This is a genomic window from Halorubrum sp. AD140 (assembly GCF_034497445.1).
Lineage (GTDB): Archaea > Halobacteriota > Halobacteria > Halobacteriales > Haloferacaceae > Halorubrum.
On the sequence record NZ_JAXRUU010000149.1, the window covers coordinates 1 to 1783 of the forward strand.

The 1783-nt window shown below is 69.3% G+C and carries 2 protein-coding genes; both read left to right on the forward strand.

The genetic code is table 11. The annotated features are described in order from the left end of the window. Positions 1–520 (forward strand): PhoU domain-containing protein (locus U4E84_RS16820; protein WP_322533253.1); only part of this gene is annotated, 520 nt, incomplete at its 5' end. 2 nt (positions 521–522) lie between these two features. Further along, positions 523–1548, forward strand: coding sequence for a phosphate uptake regulator PhoU (locus U4E84_RS16825; RefSeq protein WP_322533254.1), 1026 nt, complete (start codon positions 523–525; stop codon positions 1546–1548). The last annotated feature ends 235 nt before the right edge of the window (positions 1549–1783 follow it).

Genomic DNA, 1783 nt, shown 5'->3' on the forward strand with positions numbered 1-1783 from the left:
GATCAACGAGGCGTACCACAAGCTCGAGTCGAACTGCATCGACCTCTTCGCGCTCCAACAACCCGTCGCGACCGACCTGCGGTTCGTCGCCGCCTCGTTCAAGATCCCGACCGACCTCGAACGGGTCGGCGACCTAGCAACGAACTTCGGCCGGTACGCGCTCGCCGAATCAGGCGAATCGCCCCCGGACGTCGACGTCGTGACGATCGGCCACGAGGCGCGCGAGATGGTCGAAGACGCGCTGATCGCCTACCGGACCGGAGACGTCGAGCTGTCCCGCGAGATCCACGCCCGCGACGACCGGATCGACGCGCTCTGTCAGCGCGCCAGCGAGCGTGTCGTCCGCGACCTCGTTGAACGCGAGGCGGGCGACGACTCGTGGAGCGCCGAGCGACTCCTCGATGACGTCTCTCGGCTGCTGCTCAGCGTCCGCGACGTCGAGCGCGTCGCCGACCACGCCGTCAACGTCGCTGCGAGAACTGTGTACATGGTCGAACACGACGCGGATCTGCTCTACTAGCCATGGAGACGCGAAAGCTCCAGCAGGTAGGCGGCGGGACGTACACGGTCTCTGTCCCCAAGCGCTGGGCCGTCGAGCGCGGCCTCGACGCCGGGACCGAGGTACACCTCTACGCGCACGCTGACGGCTCCATCGTCGTCCGGAGCTCCGAGCGAGACGACGCGGCGCTGGACGGCATCGGGCTCGACGTCGACGGAGACGACCCGGCGCTCGTGCGACGACTGCTTCGGGCGGCCTACGCGACCGGCTACGTGCGGGTAACGCTCACCCCCCACGAGTCGCTCACCGATGGTCAGCTTCACGTCGCGCGAGAGGCGAACCGCGGGCTGGTCGGGACGGAGATCGCCGCCGACGCCGCCCATGGGTTCGCCCTCCACAACGTCCTGGAGACCGCCGACGTCTCCGTCCGTCAGACGGTCGTCCAGCTCCGGTTCGTCGCCCGTTCGGCGCTCAGTCAGGCCGCTGTCGCGTTCGGGGACCGGGACGCGGACCTCGAGCGCCTCCGCGAACGCGCCGAAGAGGCGGACCGACTGTTCGAGATGGTCGCTCGGCACCTCAACCGCTCGCTGGTCTCGATGGCGGAGCTTGACCGCCTCGGGGTGGACCGCCCGGCGCTTTTCGACTACTACGTGACCGCCAGGGAACTCGCGACGATCGCCGGACTGAGCGTCACCGTCGCGCAGACCGCCGGGGACTTCTCGGCGGCGATCGGCGACCGGTTCGTCGCCGATCTCGAGTCGGCTGTCGACGACGCCGAGGAGCTGGTCGCTGCGGCTGCCACCGCGGTCCTGGAGGAGGCGACCGCGACCGACGCACACGAGCTGTTGACGGACCGTGACGAAGTGATCGTCGCCCTCGACGACGTCGAAGCCGCCGTCTTCGACGACCCGGACTCGCGCTTCGAGGGAACGGCGACCGACGCGCGAGAGCTGACGCGCCTGCTCGACGTGATCGCCCGGACCGTGGACCACGCAGGCGTCATCGGAACGACCGCGATGCGGGCGGCGATGCGGCCGGACCTGACGTGACTGTCGCGACGCGCGCGAACGCTGCGCGGTCGTCCCCGGTCAGAACTGCGCCTTGTCCCACCGCAGGTCGTCGTACGTCGCCTGCTGGTCGCTGCCGAGGCGCTCCTCGAACTTCCGGCGGAGCGCCGCCTTCTCGGTGGCCGAGACCCGTGCCACTCGGCGTCCGTACGCTCTATCGTACTCTTGAGTCGGCCCACGACGGTGGTCGTTTGCTTCCGTCTCGCACCGCTGTGAA